Annotated in this window: 16 protein-coding genes and 3 riboswitches; of the genes, 4 read left to right on the forward strand and 12 right to left on the reverse strand. The window is 48.9% G+C overall.

Annotation, left to right across the window (positions count from 1 at the left end; all coding sequences use genetic code 11):
• Positions 1-69: 69 nt before the first annotated feature.
• The 8 genes from ribH to N179_RS13440 all read right to left on the reverse strand — a co-directional run bounded on the left by ribH (position 70) and on the right by N179_RS13440 (position 7,588).
• A complete protein-coding gene (ribH, locus tag N179_RS13405) occupies positions 70-528 on the reverse strand; it encodes a 6,7-dimethyl-8-ribityllumazine synthase (protein WP_035395821.1) in 459 nt (152 codons plus the stop codon).
• Positions 525-1,715 (reverse strand): bifunctional 3,4-dihydroxy-2-butanone-4-phosphate synthase/GTP cyclohydrolase II, encoded by a 1,191-nt coding sequence (locus N179_RS13410; protein ID WP_035395818.1) that lies wholly within the window; start codon positions 1,713-1,715, stop codon positions 525-527. The genes ribH and N179_RS13410 overlap by 4 nt, the downstream gene beginning before the upstream one ends.
• Positions 1,715-2,341, reverse strand: a complete 627-nt coding sequence (ribE, locus tag N179_RS13415) for a riboflavin synthase (protein ID WP_035395815.1) — start codon at positions 2,339-2,341, stop codon at positions 1,715-1,717. The genes N179_RS13410 and ribE overlap by 1 nt, the downstream gene beginning before the upstream one ends.
• Positions 2,326-3,366 (reverse strand): bifunctional diaminohydroxyphosphoribosylaminopyrimidine deaminase/5-amino-6-(5-phosphoribosylamino)uracil reductase RibD, encoded by a 1,041-nt coding sequence (gene ribD, locus N179_RS13420; protein ID WP_075643055.1) that lies wholly within the window; start codon positions 3,364-3,366, stop codon positions 2,326-2,328. Before ribD ends, ribE begins: the two co-directional genes overlap by 16 nt.
• A gap of 159 nt (positions 3,367-3,525) precedes the next feature.
• A riboswitch (FMN riboswitch) is annotated at positions 3,526-3,670 on the reverse strand.
• Positions 3,671-3,853: 183 nt separating this feature from the next.
• Positions 3,854-5,059 (reverse strand): M20 family metallopeptidase, encoded by a 1,206-nt coding sequence (locus tag N179_RS13425; protein WP_075643034.1) that lies wholly within the window; start codon positions 5,057-5,059, stop codon positions 3,854-3,856.
• Positions 5,060-5,081: 22 nt separating this feature from the next.
• On the reverse strand, positions 5,082-5,900 hold the full coding sequence (locus N179_RS13430; RefSeq protein ID WP_029342773.1) for a MetQ/NlpA family ABC transporter substrate-binding protein: 819 nt from the start codon (positions 5,898-5,900) through the stop codon (positions 5,082-5,084).
• 19 nt (positions 5,901-5,919) lie between these two features.
• Positions 5,920-6,570, reverse strand: coding sequence for a methionine ABC transporter permease (locus tag N179_RS13435; protein WP_023469541.1), 651 nt, complete (start codon positions 6,568-6,570; stop codon positions 5,920-5,922).
• On the reverse strand, positions 6,560-7,588 hold the full coding sequence (locus N179_RS13440) for a methionine ABC transporter ATP-binding protein (protein ID WP_075643035.1): 1,029 nt from the start codon (positions 7,586-7,588) through the stop codon (positions 6,560-6,562). The genes N179_RS13435 and N179_RS13440 overlap by 11 nt, the downstream gene beginning before the upstream one ends.
• Before the next feature lie 86 nt (positions 7,589-7,674).
• Positions 7,675-7,778: riboswitch (SAM riboswitch) on the reverse strand.
• A gap of 249 nt (positions 7,779-8,027) precedes the next feature.
• A riboswitch (SAM riboswitch) is annotated at positions 8,028-8,129 on the forward strand.
• 67 nt (positions 8,130-8,196) lie between these two features.
• Between N179_RS13440 and N179_RS13445 the strand changes: the two genes are divergently transcribed.
• The gene (locus tag N179_RS13445; protein WP_075643036.1) at positions 8,197-8,955 is read left to right on the forward strand and encodes an alpha/beta hydrolase; all 759 of its coding nucleotides are present in this window, start codon (positions 8,197-8,199) and stop codon (positions 8,953-8,955) included.
• A gap of 1,160 nt (positions 8,956-10,115) precedes the next feature.
• Here N179_RS13445 and N179_RS13455 read toward each other — a convergent pair.
• A complete protein-coding gene (locus N179_RS13455) occupies positions 10,116-10,730 on the reverse strand; it encodes a thymidine kinase (protein ID WP_035395950.1) in 615 nt (204 codons plus the stop codon).
• Positions 10,731-10,913: 183 nt separating this feature from the next.
• On the opposite strand from N179_RS13455, the gene N179_RS13460 reads away from it, so the two are divergent.
• Positions 10,914-11,564, forward strand: coding sequence for a DedA family protein (locus tag N179_RS13460; RefSeq protein ID WP_023469545.1), 651 nt, complete (start codon positions 10,914-10,916; stop codon positions 11,562-11,564).
• A 35-nt stretch (positions 11,565-11,599) separates the two neighbouring features.
• On the opposite strand, the gene N179_RS13465 is transcribed toward N179_RS13460, so the two are convergent.
• Positions 11,600-11,845 (reverse strand): type B 50S ribosomal protein L31, encoded by a 246-nt coding sequence (locus N179_RS13465; RefSeq protein WP_023469546.1) that lies wholly within the window; start codon positions 11,843-11,845, stop codon positions 11,600-11,602.
• Between the two features lie 91 nt (positions 11,846-11,936).
• Positions 11,937-13,310, reverse strand: coding sequence for a transcription termination factor Rho (gene rho / locus N179_RS13470; protein WP_023469547.1), 1,374 nt, complete (start codon positions 13,308-13,310; stop codon positions 11,937-11,939).
• 354 nt (positions 13,311-13,664) lie between these two features.
• On the opposite strand from rho, the gene N179_RS13475 reads away from it, so the two are divergent.
• Both N179_RS13475 and N179_RS13480 read left to right on the forward strand, forming a co-directional pair.
• Entirely contained in the window at positions 13,665-14,342 is a 678-nt protein-coding gene (locus N179_RS13475) for a C40 family peptidase (protein WP_075643037.1), read from the forward strand.
• 76 nt (positions 14,343-14,418) lie between these two features.
• Positions 14,419-15,186 (forward strand): SDR family NAD(P)-dependent oxidoreductase, encoded by a 768-nt coding sequence (locus N179_RS13480; RefSeq protein WP_023469549.1) that lies wholly within the window; start codon positions 14,419-14,421, stop codon positions 15,184-15,186.
• Positions 15,187-15,462: 276 nt separating this feature from the next.
• On the opposite strand, the gene glpX is transcribed toward N179_RS13480, so the two are convergent.
• A complete protein-coding gene (gene glpX, locus N179_RS13490; protein ID WP_035395794.1) occupies positions 15,463-16,428 on the reverse strand; it encodes a class II fructose-bisphosphatase in 966 nt (321 codons plus the stop codon).
• Positions 16,429-16,435 lie beyond the last annotated feature (7 nt).

A 16,435-nucleotide genomic window follows, 5' to 3' on the forward strand; every position in this document is an offset into this window, starting at 1 on the left:
TTCAATCTTCAAGAGATTTCCGCAAAAAAACAGGATGACGGAATGTACCGTCACCCTACCTCTATTCAATTAAATCGTCCGTAAAAGATTCGCCATCTCAATCGCAGAAACCGCAGCTTCGTAGCCTTTGTTTCCGGCTTTCGTGCCAGCACGTTCGACTGCTTGCTCGATCGAATCCGTCGTCAGGACACCGAAGATGATCGGCACGCCTGTATCGCGCGAGGCACTTGCGACACCTTTTGCGACCTCGTTACAGACATAATCATAGTGCGACGTCGCCCCACGGATGACGGCACCGAGTGTGATGACGGCGTCGTACTTACCGCTTTTCGCTAACTTTTCCGCGACGAGCGGAATTTCGAATGCTCCCGGAACCCACGCTGTATCGACAGCATCCGCTGCGACCCCGTGGCGGCGGAAAGCGTCGTTTGCTCCTCCGACGAGTTTTGAAGTGATCAATTCGTTAAAACGTGCTGCGACGATTGCGACGCGTAGTCCTTCTCCTGTTAAGAAACCTTCGTAGATCATGATGTGTGTCCTCCTTGGATGTCGAGCCAGTGCCCGAGTTTCGTTTGTTTTGTTTTTAGGTAACGCTGATTTTCCGGCTCGGCCGGTACTTGATGGGGTACACGTTCGATGATTTCGATCCCCTCTTGCTCGAGCACCCGTTGTTTGTCCGGGTTGTTCGTCATCAAGCGGATCTTCGTCACGCCGAGATCGCGCAACATATTGGCTGCGACCGTGTAGTCACGCATGTCCGTCGGATAACCGAGTGCATGGTTCGCTTCGACCGTATCGAGTCCTTGTTCCTGTAACTCGTACGCTTTTAACTTCGCCATTAGACCGATGCCGCGTCCTTCCTGACGTAAATACAAGACGGCTCCACCTTCTCGTTCGATCCGCTCGAGTGCCGCATCGAGTTGTGGTCCACAATCGCAACGCTTCGAACCGAAGACATCCCCTGTCAGGCATTCCGAGTGTAGACGGACGAGCATCCCGTCTTGCGCTTCGCCGGATAAGACAGCGACATGTTCTTTCTCGTCTTGCGTCGTATAGCCAATCATCCGGAAAGCTCCGAACGTCGTTGGAAGTAATACTTCTGCTTCACGTGTCAATGGACGCTCGAGATACGCGACAAGTGCTTCGATCGTGATCAGTTTTAAATCGTGTTCTTCCTTATAGAGAAGTAGATCGTCGACCCGTGCCATCGTGCCATCTTCTTTAATGATTTCACAGATGACGGCGATCTCATCGCTACCGGCAAGACGGGCAAGATCGACACCTGCTTCCGTATGTCCGCGTCGCTCCCGGACACCACCCTCTTTTGCGATCAACGGGAAGATATGACCCGGTCGTTTGAAACGTTCCGGTCCATCCGTCAGCATCCGCTGAATCGTTAGCGACCGTTCCTCGGCACTGATGCCGGTCTTTGCCTCTTCATGATCGATGCTGAGCGTGAATGCCGTCCCATGCGGGTCCGTATTATTCGCTGTCATCGGAGCAAGTTCGAGTCGCTGTGCGATCCGCGGACTGACTGGTACACAGACGAGTCCTTTTCCATGTGTAATCATGAAGTTGATGTTTTCCGGTGTCGCGTGTTCCGCGAGCATGACGAGATCGCCTTCATTCTCACGATCCTCGTCATCACAGACGATGATCGGTCGTCCGTTTTTCAAATCTTCTATTGCGTCTTCAATCAAGTCGAATCCGTTCATTACATGTCGCCTCCTAAGAATGCTGCCCAGTCCGTCTGCTTCTCATGCTGCGTGAAATGATAGAGATGTTTCGCCATCATGTCACACTCGATATTGACGACTGCACCGCTTGCCAATCGATCAAACGTCGTCACTTGACGGGAGTGCGGAATCAATGAAATCGAGATCGTTTCCGGTGTGACGCGTTGCAACGTCAGGCTCGTGCCGTTGATTGCGATCGAGCCTTTCGGAATACAATACTTTTGCCACGCTCCGACATCAAACGTATAGACCATCGCTTCTCCATCCGGTCGCCGACTGATCAGTCGGGCTGTTCCGTCGATATGTCCACTAACGAAATGTCCACCGAAGCGACCGTCTGCCGGCATCGCCCGCTCAAGTTGCAAGGGACTTCCGACTCGGTACGTACCGAGTGCTGTTGAACGGATCGTGTCATGGACGGCATCTGCCGTGAAACCGGTTGGACTCATCGACGTGACCGTCAAACAAATCCCGTCGACGGCGATGCTATCACCGATCTTCGTTCCTTCGAGTACCCGGTGCGCCTCAATTTCAAGCGCTAACCCGTTCGGTCGCGGGATCTTTCGTTTTAAGGTTCCGACTTCTTCAATCAATCCGGTGAACATGTCGTCTCCTCCTTTCGGATGTACGTCAGATGGAGATCCGGTCCGACCGTCTCAACCTGGTCGATTTGAAAACGATCTTCGATATCGTGTTGACCATTCCACGCATCGCCTTCAAAAATCGATGGGGCTTGGTAGACTTCGATTCGGTCAACGAGATCTGCCTCAAGGAAAGCGGCTTGAATCGTTGGTCCGCCTTCAATCAAGACACTACGGATGTCTTGTTCGTATAAGCGTTTCAAAATCGCTTCCGGCGTCTCATATTCACCGACAAGGACCGTCACCTGATCGTGACTAACACGCGGAACACTCGTCAGCCAGTAGGTTGGATTTTTACCATCGCGGAAGACTTGCGCCGTCTCCGGAATCCGCCCCCGGCGATCAACGATTACTCGAATCGGCTCGATGCCTGACGATGCGCGTAACGTCAGTGCCGGATCATCGACGAGCACCGTCTCACTTCCGACGAGGATGGCATCGTGGCGTCCACGCAGGGCACGACCGTTCGCGCGTGCTTCTTCTGACGTGATCCAGCGCTGTTCACCTGTCGTCGCGATCCCGTTCATCGTCTGAGCGATTTTGACGGTCACGGTCGGACGTTTTCGTTCGATCGTCTTCCAGAATACCGTGTAAAGGGCTTCTGCCTCATGCCGTAACAAGCCGACATCGACTTCGATTCCCGCGTCCTGTAGCCGTTTGATTCCGGAACCAGCGACAATCGCATGTTTGTCTTCCGTTGCAACGAAGACTCGTTTGATTCCTGCTTGTAGAATTGCTTCCGTGCATGGTGGCGTCTTGCCGTGATGGTTGCATGGCTCGAGCGTCACGTAGAGATCGGCACCACGGGCGGCTTCTCCTGCCATCCGTAAGGCTTCGACTTCTGCGTGCGGCCCACCGGCAAACCGATGTGCACCGAAGCCGATGATGCGTCCTTGTTTGACGATGACACAGCCGACACTTGGATTCGGACTTGTTTGTCCGTGTAACATTTGTGCTAATTGCATGGCATAACTCATCATCTGTGACATCGCGTTCACTCCTTTCAAATGAAAAAAGACGCCCCTTGAAAAAGGGGCGTCTGTATAGAAGGGTTCACGAAATACACGGTTCGCTTCCTGCATTTTTTCATGCAGAAAGAGACCGTCTCCTGAAAACATTTTTTCAGAAAACAGCTTGAATCGCGTCGTTTCGTTCTTCTCCCATCCGGACTTTACCGTCGGCCCTGGAATCTCACCAAGTCAGCCATGATGCGTACATCATGGGTCGCGGGCTCGTCGATCGATTGATCGCATCACCGCCGGTTGGGATTTTCACCCTACCCCGAAGAACTGGATTATTGAGTTATACAACTTTAGCCTAGCATATCTTTTTCAAGAAAACAAAGCGCAAATGCTTCTGTCTTGTCTCTTTTTTGATTTCGTTCCACTTCTGTCACCCGTCCCCAATTCGTAATCGACTGCATCTCAAAAACGACCGGAGCACTTGATAGCAGTGCGTCCAGTCGTTATTTTCCACTTACAAATAACCATTCTTCCGGTCATGGAATTCTTGCGCAATCACCCCGCGCGTCCGTTCATCAGCGAGGACGCGAAGCGCTGTCCGGGCGAGGATTTTTGCTCCTGTGATCAATGCTTCATCTCCAGCTTCTGAACGGGCCGCTTCTTTGAATGCTTCCGTATGGGCGACGAGATCATCTGGTCCAATCTTGATATACGGATGGATCGTCGGGATGACTTGACTGATGTTACCGGCGTCCGTTGAACCAAGACCCGGTCGTTCGTCCAAGTGAACGATTTCGCCGAGCGCCTCTGCTTCTTCTTGGAACAGACGGTCGAACGTCCGGTTGAAGACGAGGTTATCGACTTCATTTTGGAAGGCGATGACGTCAAGCGTCGCCCCGGTCGCGAGTGCCGCGCCTTGGGCAACGGCCTTGACTTTTTCCGTGACGGCATTGAGGCGTTCCCGTGTCGTCGCCCGGATGAAGAAACGTGCTTTTGCGTATTCCGGAATGATGTTCGGCGCATCGCCACCATGCGTGATGATCCCGTGGATCCGGACATCGTCCGGTAATTGCTGACGTAAGGCGTTGATTCCGTTGAAGAGTTGAATGACAGCGTCGAGGGCGTTGATGCCTTCTTCCGGTGACGCCGCTGCGTGTGCCGGACGACCCGTAAAGGCAAAGTCGAGCGGATCGACCGCAAGCGAAGAACCCGTGATCCGTGTTTGACCTGACGGATGGACCATTAAGGCTGCATCGATCCCTTCCAGCAACTGATGTTTGACGAAACTGCCTTTCGCACTACCGTTCGGTCCACCTTCCTCGGCCGGTGTTCCAAGGACAACGACACTCCCGCCGACTTCATCGAGTATTTTACTGAGCGCGATCGCCGCTGCGACGCTCGTCGTGCCGATGATATTATGACCGCACGCGTGACCAATGCCTGGCAACGCATCATACTCAGCAAGAAAGGCAATCGTCGCACCTGGTCGGTCGCTCGACTTCTTCGCGAAGAACGCGGTATCGTGCCCCGCGACGCCGAGTTCTACCGTAAAACCTTCCGCCGTTAGACGCTCCGCATGGAGCCGCGAAGCAAAGAATTCCTCGTTCCCGATTTCCGGCGTCGCATGAATTCGGTGACTCGTCTCAAGGTACGATTCCCGTTTTTGTTCGATGTCTTGTTCAATCGTCTCTACCCATGTCGTGCGTACTGGTGTCGTCATGCTATCCACTCTCCTTTTGAAATTATTCGCCGATGTCGCTTAGTGGGACGAACGTCGGGATTGTACTGCCTTTGTATTCTTTTTTGATGAAGGCCGCGACATCTTTTTGTTGATACAGCGATGCGATTTTTTTCAGTTCTTTTTTGTTCTTGTCTTCCGTCCGTGTCGCGATGATGTTGATGTATGGTTTTGCTGTCTCGTTCTCATGGACGATCGAGTCCTTGATCGGGTTGAAGCCAGCGTCAACGGCAATGCCATTGTTGATGATTGACGCCGCGACGTCCGGTAAGACGCGTGGCGTTTGCCCGGCGACGATCGGAACGATTTTCAGCTTCTTCGGATTCTCGACGATCTTATCGACCGAACCGTTGCCATCGAAGTCATCCGGTAACTTGATCAGACCGGCTTCTTGCAGTAACAAGAGGGCGCGTCCCATGTTCGTCGCTTCGTTCGGAACAGCGATTTTCCCGCCAGTTGGAATGTCTTTGACGTCCTTGTATTTATCCGAGTAGATCCCCATCGGTGCGATGACAGTCGTCGCAATCGGCGATAGCTTCAAGTTATGTTCTTTCTTGAAAGCGTTGAAGTAGGAAATCGTCTGGAAGGCATTGGCGTCGATTTCACCCTCAGCCAGTGCCATGTTCGGCTGGACATAATCGGAGAACTTGACGAGCTCGATTTTGATGCCCTCCTTTTCTGCTTTTTTGGCGACATAGTCCCAAACTTGTGTGTCTGAACCGCTGACACCGAGCTTGATTGTCTTTTCGTCTTCTCCTGATGCTGCGCACCCGGCAAATAAAATCGTCGTGAGTGTTGCTCCAATTGCTACTGCTTTTTTCATGGCTGAATCGCTCCCTTGATTAATGTCTTCTGATTTTTCGTGCGACGATGTTGCCTGTCGTCTGTAAGCCTTGGACTAAGATGACGAGAATCCCGACCGTGATGATCATGACTTTCGTATCAAACCGTTGATAGCCGTAAGTAATTGCTAAGTCACCCAAACCGCCACCACCGATGGCGCCTGCCATCGCCGATGCCCCGATCAAGCCGACCGTCGCGATCGTTAAGTTCAGGATGAGTGAACCGAGTGCTTCCGGTAGGAGGAAGCGGAAAATCGTTTGAAACGGTGTCGCGCCCATCGCTTCTGCTGCTTCAAGAACGCCTTTATCGACTTCGAGTAAAGAACTCTCGATCAGACGCGCCATGTACGGTGCAGCGTAAAAGACGAGCGGGACGATTGCAGCTTCGGTTCCGATCGACGTCTGGACGATCAACCGTGTCAACGGGATGATCGCGACGAGTAGGATGATGAACGGAATCGAGCGGAAGATATTGACGATACTGTTGAAGAACGTGAACAACGGAACATTTTCAAGTAACGCTCCTTTTCGCGTGACAACAAGCAGGATACCGAGTGGTAAGCCGATCAAGGTCGAGAACAAGAGCGAAACGGATACCATCGTCATCGTCTGCAAGAATGCTGTCCAGATATCACTGTAGTTAACTAGCATCAGCGAGCACCTCCTCGACCGTCACCTGTGCCTGATCGATGTATTGTAACGCTCGTTTCACTTCAGCCGGCTCACCAATCAACTCGACGAGCAAGGTGCCGAACGGCGTATCCTGCAACTCTGTGATGCTCCCGTGCAAAATGTTGACATCGACGTCAAAGCGTTTTGCGACTTGCGATAAGAGTGGTTGCCCGGTGTGATGTCCAAGGAAGTGAATCTTATAGATTGGATGCGCATTTCGCGACTCGATCAACTGACGAATCGATGCTGGAATCTCGTCATGCATGACAGACCGGACGAAGTTCCGTGCTGTCTCGGTCTTTGGATTCGAAAAGACGTCGAAGACCGTTCCTGACTCGATCAACTTTCCAGCTTCGATGACGGCGACACGGTCGCAAATCTCCCGGATGACGCCCATCTCGTGGGTGATCAAGAGAATCGTGATCCCGTACTCGGCATTGATCCGTTTTAATAACTGAAGAATATGATGCGTCGTCTGGGGATCAAGTGCTGACGTCGCCTCGTCACATAAGAGGACGGAAGGTTGCGTCGCGAGTGCCCGGGCGATACCGACGCGCTGTTTCTGCCCACCCGACAATTGATCCGGATAATGATTCGCCTTGTCCGCGAGATCGACGAATTCGAGTAACTCCGTCACCCGGCGGCGAATCTCGTCTTTCTTGACGCCTGCGAGAACGAGTGGCTTTGCAACATTCGTAAAGACCGTGTTCGCATTCAATAGATTGAAGTGCTGAAAGATCATCCCGATCCGTTGTTTTGCTTGGCGTAATTTTTTCGGAGACAGTTGCGTTAAATCTTCCCCATCGACCGTCACCGTTCCTGACGTCGGTCGTTCTAACAGATTGACACAGCGGAGCAGTGAACTTTTTCCGGCACCGCTAAAGCCGATGACACCAAAGATTTCGCCTTTTTCGATCGTCAGGTCGACACCGTCGAGTGCTGCAATCGTCTGATCTTTCGTGACGTACGTTTTTTTGACTTGATGAAATGCAATCATTCCGTTTTCCCCCTTCATTCAACAAAAAAGGTCCCTTCTTGAGAAACAAGAAGAGACCTGGATCCGCACAGTGGCAGAATCCACTCCACTCATCTCTCAGACATCTGTCTGATGGAATTGGCACAGTGCTCATAATGAGTCTGTTGCCGAGGTTTCGTAGGGCCAGTCCCTCCACCTCTCTGGATAAGTATTGCGGTATGAAATTCGTATGTGTGTTGTTGCGTTGTTGCTTATGTCGTAAAACTAATTTTTACATTACGGGTCGGAACTTTAAAAGTCAACCAACTTTTCAAAAATAATCCATTTGGCGCATATCGATGGATGATTAAGTTATGAGTTAGCTTACTGAACGGATCATGATTCGTCAAGAACGATTTGACAAGTCATTTTTGAACGTGCTACCATCGTTTCAATGATTATTCCGACAATTCCAATATGATATTTATCAAGAGTGAACGAGAGACCTGGCTCTATGACTTCACGGCAACCTGCAATCTGTAAGGTGCTCCGACCAGCAAAGCGCGGCTTTGGATGATACGGTGAAAAACTCGTGAGCGTCCAAGCAGTGACGTCGACGAGTTTTTTTCATGAATGGAGGAAAAATAGTAATGATGAACTATCCTGTATTGACTGGTGCTGAAGCGTTTTATTTTCAAGGTGGATCGATCGGCATTCTAATCTGTCATGGTTTTAACGCCACTCCGCAAAGTGTCCGGGACGTCGGTGAGGCATTTGCTGCTGAAGGTTTTACCGTCTATGCCCCGCGCTTACGTGGACATGGAACGAACGTCCGCGAGTTTGAACAATCGACTGCTCGATGTTGGAAGCAAAGCCTGAAAGACGGCTATGAACGTTTACAAGAAACATGCGATCAAGTCTTCGTCATCGGTCAATCGATGGGTGCGACGCTTGCACTGTCACTCGCCGCTGACGGCATTCCGTTTGCCGGCATCATTACGATCAATGCTGCACTCTCCGTTCCATCCTATGAAGCACTTTCGTTCGAGGACGGTCCACAGTACTTACCGGAAGGGGCACCGGACATTAAGCGAGCAGCCTTCGAAATCATTTATGACCTCGTTCCGAGCCGTTGTGCGTTTGAACTCGTCCGTCTGATGGATGAGACAAAAGGACGCCTCGGATCGATCCTTCTACCGACATTGATTCTCTACTCGGCGACCGATCACGTCGTTCCGCCGTCGAGCTCAGATTATCTGCACCAGCACATCGGAACGAATGATAAACGAAGCTACTGTTTACTCAACTCGTATCACGTCGCGACACTCGATCATGATCAGGATCTAATCGTCCGTGAGACGATTCGCTTTATCGAACAATCGTGTCAGTTTTCGCAAGAAACAGGCTGAATCAAAAAAACAGCTATTCGTTTCTATATGGAAGCAAATAGCTGCTACAGATTGTAAGCAAAGCGCAATTTTCTCTAATGGGAGGATTGCGCTTTGTTCATTTCAAATCGTTTTCCTGGGACAAGCATCGACCTCGTCCTGTTAATCAAGATGACGCTTCTTCAACATGTATTTAGTATTTCCTACATGCGACGTACCATCAAAGAGATCTAGACTAACATGACATTCCGTTAATTTTTAGGTCTTGGGTTGAAGGAATAGGTACCCTATTTCTCTACATTAGACGCGTTGCCCGAAAGCAAAAAGACAAATTAGATTAAGACGTCATATACAGGAGAGTACAACAGATCCGGGGAGTGAAAAAACGACGCTTCAAGCAATGCTTACTTTCATTACCGTGAACCTCGAAAAGCCTACAAATTGGTCCTTGGATCCCTCAGGGAATCCACGTTTCTTTAACATTTTAGTAATTAATACATACAACAACCCCTCATTTCAATTACGAAGTGAGGGGTTGTCTACAAGCTGAAACTCCCATATTTAATTATAGGATTTTTTTCTCACTTTTTTCTTTTTTAGCTGCTTTAAAGTTAAGATAAATGGTACACCCAACAGCTGCGATTAAAAAGATTATCCCGTACCCTATTTCAAAGTTAAAACCATAATACAAGATTGTGACTGTAACTAATACAATCAAAACTAATCGTATGCTAGATTTATGGTATTTACTCATTTGTTTACCTCCAATTCCTTACATCAACAGTTATCGTTGTTTGATCTTTTCAATTTATCCATTAAATAAATCCTTCAAAAACACTATACCTTACACCAAAAACCTTCGAAAGGTTACATACAAACGAGAAAAACAGTAAGAGTTTTCAGTTGATGAATCCTTATTGTCTTTTTAATTACTTATATACTCTATGTTTAGAGTTAGCTAACTCACGATAAAGAACTGTTACAAGTAGTAATTAGTTACTTTATTCTTTTAGTCCTAGCTTTCTTTATCATTAATCTCGAGTTTAAAAAAGTGACTAAAAGAAGCTGAGACTTAACTAGCTGAGTTTAACGAAAAAAAAGAATCGCCATCACTCAGGATGTGCAATTCCTTTTTATCATCTGTAAAACTGAGTTATATCCCAGCCTTCGCCTTTTTTCATTTATCGTTCTTGGTGCTGCACCGATTGGAGCGGCTTCGGTTTTCCAGGTACCTCATGGCAATGACGGCAACGTGGCTCATACGATTCCGACGCTCCGACTAGGATGATCGGATCATCATAGTTGGCTGGTTTCCCATCAATCAAACGTTGTGTCCGGGAAGCCGGATCCCCACACGAAAGACAGATGGCTTGTAGTTTCGTCACGAATTCTGCGCGCGCCAGTAATTCAGGCATTTTCCCAAATGGCTCTGCCCGGAAATCTTGATCAAGGCCTGCACAAATGACGCGTTTTCCGTCTTGTGCGAGTGCTTCGATGACTTGTACGATCTCATCATCAAAGAATTGAACTTCATCGATCCCGACGATTTGTGTTTCTTCTGCTACTGCCGCATAAAGATCACGACTCGTCGCCATCGGAATCGCTACGACAGAGTTGCCAACGTGAGAGACAACATGCTCTTCATGGTACCGGTCGTCGATTGCCGGCTTGAATACTTGCACGGGCAGTTTGCCGTACTGCGCCCGTCTGACACGACGAATCAACTCTTCCGATTTCCCGGAAAACATACTGCCACAAATTACTTCGATCCAGCCGTACTGATTTATTACATGCATCATCGTCCGACACCGTCCTCTAAAAATAGTCACTTTAACGAGTATAGCCCGAAACGGTATCGAGAAAAAGGGTTGACTTCCGGAAATCAAAATTCATTTTTTCTTTCCCTAGAATTTTTGTCCTTTCATTCCAACTGCCCCCTATTTCCTGTACACTGAAGAAGAAGATTCTCACGAAAGAAGGTGTCCCCGATTCATCATCTCTTACATGACATCCTGCACCAATATGGTGCCCTTGGTCTCTCCGTCCTTCTCGCAGGTGGTATCGTGGGATTGCCGGTTCCTGATGAGACCCTGCTCGTTTTGTCCGGATTTTGGATGCATCAAGGCAATCTACCACTCGTCGGTACGATTCTCGCCGCTTACGCCGGCAGTTGCATCGGGATGACGATCAGCTATTTACTCGGATTAAAACTCGGTATGCCACTACTACACCGCGTTGGACCGAAAATGCGTATCTCAGAAAAACATATTCTTTCCGCTGAAGCCGGTTTTCGTCGTTACGGAAAATCGGTCTTGATCATCGGTTACTACATACCTGGTCTCCGCCAACTCTCTGCCTTTTTTGCAGGCGTCTCAAAAATGCCGTTTCGCGTTTTTGCGAGTTATGCGTATACAGGTGCCTTGATTTGGATCAGCGTGTTCTTAGGTGCCGGTTACTTCGTCGGCCGCCATCTCTCGTTCCATAAAGTCATGGACTATGTCTTGGCACATCCGGAAGTCATGCCCTATTTAATCGGGATTGCTGGCGGAATCGCCTTCTCGTTCGTCTTGAAGACGTATCTCACGTATCGTTCACAATTCAGTCTATACAAAAACAGCCTGCTTCCGTAATGGAGGCAGGCTGTTTTTTAAGAACCAACAAGTAATTACTTGCGGCCGTATTTTTTGTTGAAGCGATCGACACGACCATCTGCCGCGTTGAACTTTTGACGACCTGTGTAGAATGGGTGCGAGTCTGAAGACACATCCACACGGATGAGTGGGTACTCGTTACCATCTTCCCAAGTGATCGTTTCGTTCGAAGAACGAGTAGAACCGCTTAAGAATTTGTACTCAGTCGTTGAATCCATAAATACTACTTTGTTGTAGTTAGGGTGAATTCCTTGTTTCATGGTTGATTTCTCTCCTTCCGCCCTGGTTCATTTGCTGAGCCAGAGTAAGTTACCTTCCTATACTAAACGATTTTTTTATGCGTCGCAATAGTTATTTTTCTGTCGTCGTTTCCTTCTTGACGGTACGTGGTTTAGCTGGCGCGCGTCGGACCGCCTTCTTCTGTTCTTTCTCAAGTACGACGAAAAATTCTTCATTATTTTTCGTATCACGAATCTTACGCAGGAACGTATCGACGAACTCGTTCGACTCATTCATCGTCCGGCGAATCGCCCAAAGCGCATCAAGCTGCTCTTTCGGAAGCAACAGTTCTTCCTTCCGTGTACCGGACTTCCGAATGTCAATCGCTGGGAAGATTCGACGCTCTGACAACTTACGATCGAGATGCAGTTCCATGTTGCCGGTTCCTTTGAATTCCTCATAGATGACGTCATCCATGCGCGATCCTGTCTCGACGAGTGCTGTCGCAAGAATCGTCAAACTACCACCGTGTTCGATGTTTCGCGCTGCACCAAAGAACCGTTTCGGCTTATGGAACGCAGCCGGATCAATTCCGCCCGAAAGCGTCCGACCACTTTGCGGTACCGTTAAGTTATAGGCCCGTGTTAGACGCGTGATCGAATCCATCAAGATGACGACATCCTTCTTGTGTTCGACGAGCCGCATCGCCCGCTCGAGGACCAGTTCAGAAATTCGGACGTGGTTGTCCGGTGTTTCGTCAAACGTCGAGCTGACGACGTCTGCTCCTGGAACCGAACGCTCAATGTCCGTTACTTCCTCAGGTCGCTCATCAATCAAGAGAATGATTAGTTCGACATCCGGATGATTCTCCTGAATCGAGTTTGCGATTTCTTTGAGGAGTGACGTCTTCCCTGCTTTTGGCGGTGCGACGATCAAACCACGTTGACCAAATCCAACCGGTGCGATCATATCCATGACACGAACGGATAGATGGCGTGGTTCTGTCTCAAGTCGCATCAATCGGTCCGGATAAATTGGTGTCAGTGCCGGGAAGAATAAACGGTTACGGGCAGTATCCGGTGCTTCACCGTTAACGGCTTCCACGCTAAGTAACCCTTGGAACCGTTCGTTTTCCTTCGGTGGACGGACTTTACCTGTGACGACATCACCATTACGTAGATTAAAGCGTCGGATTTGAGATGCTGCGATATAAATATCTTCAGAGGATTGGGAATAATTGATAGGACGAAGGAAGCCAAAGCCACCATCGTTTTGCATTTGTGGATTGCCAGGGATGACTTCGAGTACCCCTTCGAGGAAATAAAGACCAGTCGATTCAGCCTGTGCTTTTAAAATCTTGAACATCAACTCGCGTTTACGGGCTTCCCGGTATTGTGGGACATTTTTCGTCTTTGCGATTTCATAAAGTTCTTTTAATGTCAGTTGGCTCAATTGAGCCAGTGTATAGGAACGTTCTGGTTTATCTTTTTTATCAGTTGTTGGCATGTTCTTCACCTATTCTTTATAAATTCAACTGCATTCAGCATACTTCCATACATACATCAGGAGGTATGTAATTTTATTCGTGAACTAAAGGTATCATATTTTTTTGAATTCGTCGTCAACAATCCTTTGCGTTTCTTACTTTGTAATATTCAAGGATATTATTTCAGTTATGTTACAAAAACATCTGTTTTGTCTTCTAACTGAAAAAACGTTTTCAAGTGTGCGCATGCTAAGATATTCCTGCAGACAAAATTCTTACACAGTTGTAAGGTTCACTGCTTAACCAAACACTTAATGATTTCATCATATAACTTACGGACGCAACACACTACATTAAACGGAGGAATTCTTAACATGAAACGTTTTCTAGCATCGATCGCGACAGCAGCCTTAGTGGTTTCAGGTCTTACATCAGTGGGTACAGGTAAAGTTGAAGCAGCAACAGTCACGAAAGTCAAGATCACGGACAACGGTCTTCGTGTTCGGACAGCACCTTCTACGAAAGCAAGCATCGTCGGGAAAGTCAACGCTGGTCAAGTCTTTACATATAAAGGCAAGTCAGGCAGCTGGACAAAAATCTCATACGGCGGCAAAACACGTTATGTCTTCTCACAATACACAAAGACATACAAATCATCTTCAAGCGCTAAAAAAACAACGAGCACATCTTCTAAACGGACTAAAATCCTAAGCGAAGCAGCAAAACATAAAGGTACACCATATGTATGGGGCGGAACGACGACTCGTGGATTCGACTGCTCTGGTTTCACAAGCTATGTCTACAAGAAAGCGGCTGGTAAAACATTACCACGTACGTCTTCTTCACAATATTCTTCTTCTAAGAAAGTCAGCGTTTCTAAAGTACAGCCAGGAGATCTTGTCTTCTTCTCACACGGTAGCGGCATTCAACACGTTGGGATCGCAACAAGCAAGTCAAGCATGGTCAACTCAGAAACAGGTGGCGTTAAATACTCAAGCTTCAAATCAGGGTACTGGGGTTCACGCCTTGTCGGCGCAGGATCTTACCTATAATTCATCATCTCAAAGCGGTTGAGCATTGGCTCGATCGCTTTTTTTCATCGAATCGATTACAGGAGGAGGGAATCGGATGCATGTCTTAATCACAGGTGCTTCAAGAGGTCTTGGTCGTGAATTTGCTTATCTGCATGCCAAGCAAGGGGATCACGTCTTGCTCGTCGGACGCGATGCGACAGCACTCTTCGAAACGAAGTTCCATGTCGAGCGACTCGGGGGAACGGCAACCGTCTTTCCGTATGACTTAACGCAGCCGACGCATCGTCTCGCACTATTTCGGGCAACGGAACAGATTCCGGTCGACTGCGTCATCAACAACGCCGGGATCGGCGTCTTTGGTTCTTTCCTTGAGACCTCGTTCGAAGACGAGTCCCGGATGATTGCCTTGAATATCGAAGCATTAACACACGTGACGAAGGTCTATGCCTCTCGCATGAAAGCACAGGGAATCAAAGGACGTATCGTCCATCTCGCATCAACGGCTGCGTTTGAAGGGGGTCCATGGCTGAGTGTTTATTACGCAACAAAGGCCTACGTCCTTCATTTCTCGGAAGGATTGACGGAAGAACTCGCACAAGACGGTATCCAAGTCAGCGTTGTCTGTCCAGGCGCGACCCATACCGGCTTCGAATCAGCAGCAAATCTTGAACAGTCACGCTTGTTCTTGCGACCTGGTGTCATGGATGCTCCGACGGTTGCGCGCATCGCCTACCGCGGCTATATGAAGGGGAAAACGTTCATCGTTCCTGGCTTCGGGAATGCCTGGTATATCTTTTCGACGCGTTTTCTACCGCGTCGGTACGTCACCCGACAAGCAGGAGAAGTCCAGCGTCCGCGGTGATAGTTATAATGTTCATTATTTCAATATTTATGACGTTCATCCTCAACTCCTACAGGAAAAGGAAACGAGTTCAACGTTTCCGTCAGGGTAAGGTAAGACCCGACATTTCGCATAAGTTGCGAGATGTCGCGGCTTACCTCCCGCCTGAGGAAAGTGAGGATATGAACGTTATCAGTTTTAAACATCATCAAAAAAGAGTTGGCCTTCCGGAAATCATCCGTAACGCCAACTCTTTTTGTGTGGATTCAGACGTCCTTTTTGAGGAGTCAGTCTGTTTTACTTAATGACGAGCTTCGGTTTTTTCTTGAACGAATGAATACCTTCGACGAAACGTACCGTTCCGGATTTTGCACGCATGACGACAGAGTGTGTCTGACCGCCTTGCGCCGTGAACTGAACACCTTTCATCAATTCACTGTCCGTGACGCCTGTCGCAGCAAAGATACAATCGTCTCCTGAAACGAGATCATCCATCATAAGGATCTTCGATGGATCTTCAATGCCCATCTTCTTGCAACGCTCGACCTCGGCATCGTCTGCCGGTAACAAGCGTCCTTGGAGCTCACCACCGAGGCATTTCAAGGCAACGGCAGCAAGAACGCCTTCCGGTGCACCACCTGAACCGAGCAGGATATCAATCCCCGTATGCGGGAACGCCGTGTTGATCGCAGCAGCGACGTCACCGTCACCGATCAAGCGAATCCGCGCCCCTGTTGCCCGAATCCGTTGAATGATTTCTTCATGACGTTCGCGATCCAGAATCGAGACGACGACGTCTTCGATTTCTTTGTTCTTCGCCTTCGCTACGGCTGCGATGTTTTCTTCGATCGTCGCATCCAGACTGATGTGTCCTGCCGCTTCCGGGCCGACTGCGATCTTATCCATGTACATGTCCGGTGCATGAAGTAAATCTCCTGCATCCGCGACCGCGAGAACAGCAAGTGCGCCCCATGTTCCTTTTGCGACGATGTTCGTTCCTTCCAGCGGATCGACGGCGACGTCGAGTCGTGGTCCATACCCATTTCCTAGCTTTTCTCCAATGTAAAGCATCGGTGCTTCATCCATCTCGCCTTCCCCGATGACGACGGTTCCTTTCATCGGAATTGTATCGAAGACATCACGCATCGCGCTTGTTGCCGCATCATCCGCTTCATTCTTCAATCCTTTTCCCATCCAGCGTGCAGAGGCGAGTGCTGCTGCCTCCGTGACGCGTACCAGTTCCATTGATAGACTTCTCTCCATGTGTATG

It is taken from the genome of Exiguobacterium indicum HHS 31, from assembly GCF_001939065.1.
Taxonomy (GTDB): domain Bacteria; phylum Bacillota; class Bacilli; order Exiguobacteriales; family Exiguobacteriaceae; genus Exiguobacterium_A; species Exiguobacterium_A indicum.